Annotated in this window: 4 protein-coding genes; 1 reads left to right on the top strand and 3 read right to left on the bottom strand. The window is 73.9% G+C overall.

Going from position 1 to position 3,166, the window contains the following annotated elements; translation table 11 throughout:
• Positions 1-346: 346 nt before the first annotated feature.
• Complete coding sequence (locus tag ACFU7Z_RS38130) at positions 347-1,120, top strand: NDP-sugar synthase (RefSeq protein WP_380782699.1); 774 nt, start codon at positions 347-349, stop codon at positions 1,118-1,120.
• Between the two features lie 78 nt (positions 1,121-1,198).
• Here ACFU7Z_RS38130 and ACFU7Z_RS38125 read toward each other — a convergent pair whose 3' ends face one another.
• Genes ACFU7Z_RS38125 through ACFU7Z_RS38115 form a run of 3 tightly spaced genes read right to left on the bottom strand, consistent with a single transcriptional unit; the run spans position 1,199 to position 3,037 of the window.
• Complete coding sequence (locus ACFU7Z_RS38125) at positions 1,199-1,513, bottom strand: hypothetical protein (RefSeq protein WP_380782697.1); 315 nt, start codon at positions 1,511-1,513, stop codon at positions 1,199-1,201.
• A 43-nt stretch (positions 1,514-1,556) separates the two neighbouring features.
• Positions 1,557-2,222 (bottom strand): SMI1/KNR4 family protein, encoded by a 666-nt coding sequence (locus ACFU7Z_RS38120; protein ID WP_380782695.1) that lies wholly within the window; start codon positions 2,220-2,222, stop codon positions 1,557-1,559.
• Between the two features lie 41 nt (positions 2,223-2,263).
• Positions 2,264-3,037, bottom strand: coding sequence for a maleylpyruvate isomerase family mycothiol-dependent enzyme (locus ACFU7Z_RS38115; protein WP_380782693.1), 774 nt, complete (start codon positions 3,035-3,037; stop codon positions 2,264-2,266).
• Positions 3,038-3,166: the final 129 nt, after the last annotated feature.

Below are 3,166 nucleotides of genomic sequence, written 5' to 3'. Positions count from 1 at the left end.
GGCCGGTGGTTCCCGGCCCGGACGACGAGTCTTCCGATCCCGCTCGCCCGGGGCATCAGGGGCGGGGAGCCGCCGTCCCCTGATCTTCCGTCAGGGTTGTCCCGGAGGCGCGACACAGGAGGCCGTGGGCGGAGCCCGACTCGGACATCTGTGGACCCGACTGATCACTCCGCAGGACGGAAGCACCGATCGCACCGATCACCCGCTCATCGGCGTGACTTCACGGCGATCGGATCGGTTGCCTCTCCAGCGGCGCGTCGGGGCCACCCTCGTCGCATTCGTACGCTCCGTCCGCACCGCGCGGCCGGGGCTCCGAAGCCGTGCCGTCGCTCCCGGGAGGTCGGGAATGCCATCGCCGGACACGTGCTTCCCGATCCGCCAAGCCGTGATCCTGGCAGGCGGACGCGGCAGACGGCTCGCCCCGCACACGGACCTGCGCCCCAAGGCGATGGTCGAGGTCGACGGCACACCGCTGCTGCGCCACCAGCTCGACCGGTTCGCCGACGCGGGCGTGGAGACGGTGGTCGTCTCGGCGGGCTACCGCTCCCAGGTGATCACCGACTACGTCCGCACGGCGCCCCTGCCCGTCCGCACCACCGTGGTCGTGGAGTCCACCCCGCTGGGCCGGGGCGGCGGACTGAAGCTCGCCGCCCGCGCGCTACCGGCGCCGCGGGACCCGTGGTTCGCCGTCTACGGCGACATCTGGGCCGACTTCCCGCTCACCGCGCTGGCCGCCCACCACCTGCGGTGCGGGGCGCTGGCCACGGTCGCCCTCGTCCCGCCCCGGCTGCCCCGGGGCACGGTCCGCTGCGACGCCCTGGGGCGGGTCGCCGAACTCGCCGCGCCGCCGCCGCCCGCCTGCACGGTCAACGGCGGCGTGTACGCCTTCGCGCCCGGGGTCGTCCCCCTGCTGCCGGACCGGGGGGACCACGCGACCACGACCCTGCCGCACCTGGTGCGGCTGCGGCAGCTGGCGGGGTACCGCGCCGAGGGCTACTGGTGCGCGGTCAACACCCCGGCGGACCTGCGAGAGCTACGGGAGCGCGTGGCACCGACCGCGCCACCCGGGAACGGACCCGGCCTCAGCGGTACGACCGGGGACCGACACCCGCCGGCCTGAGACCTCCCCGGTCCACGATCGTCCTCAGCACGAGCGACGCAGCGCTCCACGGCCGGGGAGTGGCGCCGGGGCGGTGGCTCAGGAGAGCCGTCTCCCGGGGTACGGAGGCAGGGCGGGGCCCGGCAGCCGGACCTGGCGCGAGTACACCGGCGGGGTGCCCTCCGTGGGGGCGGGCTCCGTGAAGCACTCCAGGAGCAGCTCGCCGCGCAGGTCGTCGAGCTCGTAGGGCGCCTCCTCCAGCAGGGCGTCCGCCCACACCTCCAGGGGCACGTTCCTCAGGGCGTCGTTCGGAACCCGGTTGATCGGCCCGGGCCCCAGCACCGCGAACTCCGGCTCGCCGTCCGCACGGAACCGCAGCCGCCACCAGTACGGCTGCCAGTAAGGGCGCTTCACCGAGAACCGCCTCCCGTCCGCGGTGCGCGCGCGTGCGGCGCCCTCACGTCCTGACCCAGGGCATCTCCGTCGACCCGGGCGCCGTGAGGAACCCGTCGATCCCCCACTCGGCGCCCCAGTTCCTGCCCACCCAGTCCCCCTTCGGCGACCAGAGGGGCCGGGCCGGCTGCGGCCCCCACACGGCGGGGTCCGCGCGCACCAGCAACTCGTCCTCCGCCGCGTAGCCGCCGGTCAGCACGGTGACCAGGAACTCCGCGAAACCACCGTCGAAGTGGTCGAGCCGGTCCTCGTAGAACACCGCCACCGGCCACTGCTCGGGGTCCGGACCGGTGGTCAACCAGCAGCACTGGTTGTGGTTGCTGTTCCAGCCCCAGGGCAGCAGGCCGCCCGGGTCCGGGAACACCGGGGTGGGGCCCGGCAGCTCCCACCACACCTCTTCGCCTTCGAGCTGATCGCGGAGATCGGTGTCGGTCCTGAAGCGCCATCCCGCCAGACCGGTCGGCTCGCCGGCGTAGACCGGCGTCTCCGTCGGCGTGTACACACCCCACTCGCCGTTCAGGTTCACCCCGCCGTACAGGTCGATGAACGCCCGGTAGTCCGAGGGCAGTTGGACCCCCAGCTCGGCAGGCGCCGACTCCCACGGAACCCGCGCCGGGGCGTACACAGGCTCCCCCATGATCGCCCGCAGTCGGTCCCACGCCTCGGCCATCGCCCGCCCTCTCTCCGATTGCCAGCACACCGGATGCCCCTCTACGCGGTCGGGTCCCACTCCGCGAGCTGCTCCATCGGCTCGGTGGTGCCGGAGTTCTCCAGGCTGTCGAGCGGGATGCGGTCGTAGAAGTAGAGGACCAGGTCGCTCGCCGCCCCGCGCATCACCATGTCGCCCGGCTCCGCGTCGGCGGCGAGGCCGTCGCAGCGGACGCCGGAGGCGTCGAGGGTCAGGCGCCAGGAGCGGCCCTCGGCCGCGTGCAGGTCGATGGTCGCCGGCTTGAACGGCCAGGGGACGGTCGTCGCCGAGACGGTCGTCAGGAACTCGTCGACGCCCTCGACCGCGACGTCCGCCGGCAGCGGCTGTGCGGCGCCCAGGATGAGCTGGACGTCGTAGGTGTGGACGGCGATCTCCTGGATCTGGTGCCGGGCCAGGGCTCCGCTGGTCTCCGGGGCCTGCGAACGGCCCCACCAGGTCCAGCAGCCGCGGTCCGGGCCGGCCTCGCGCAGAGCGTCGAGCATGAGCCCGGTCGACTCGGCGAGCCAGGCGTCCAGGGCTTCGCGGTCGCGGGGCGCGGTCGGGGCGCCCTTCGGGGACGTCTTCGCCGGGGGCTCGGCGCCCGGGCCCGCCGCGACGATGGCGGCCTGGCGGCGGCGGCCGTCGCCGAGGTGCTGCGCCAGTTCACGCAGCGTCCAGTCCGGGCAGGTCGGGACCTGGACGTCGAGGTCGGGGGCGGCCGCGATCGCGGCGCGGAAAGCGGCCGACCGGTCCTCGATCAGCCTCAGGACCTCGGGAAACTCCACTATGTTCTGCACGCCGGATTGTGTATCACGGCACTCCGGCCACCGGACAGCGAATTTGTCGGGCTGGTCCCCGCGGTGGACCAGAGCACGGGGCGCCGACGTCACCGATACACCGGACGACATCGGCCGGTGGGTCGCGGC

The organism is Kitasatospora sp. NPDC057518, assembly GCF_042802075.1.
Classification (GTDB): Bacteria; Actinomycetota; Actinomycetes; order Streptomycetales; family Streptomycetaceae; genus Kitasatospora.
Note: the sequence above shows the minus strand (reverse complement) of the source record. Positions and strands in the feature narration are given on the sequence as shown.

Coding starts and splice junctions, on each gene's coding strand:
- ACFU7Z_RS38130 (WP_380782699.1), top strand. CDS start 347: ATGCCATCGCCGGACACGTGCTTCCCGATCCGCCAAGCCGTGATCCTG.
- ACFU7Z_RS38120 (WP_380782695.1), bottom strand. CDS start 2,222: ATGGCCGAGGCGTGGGACCGACTGCGGGCGATCATGGGGGAGCCTGTG.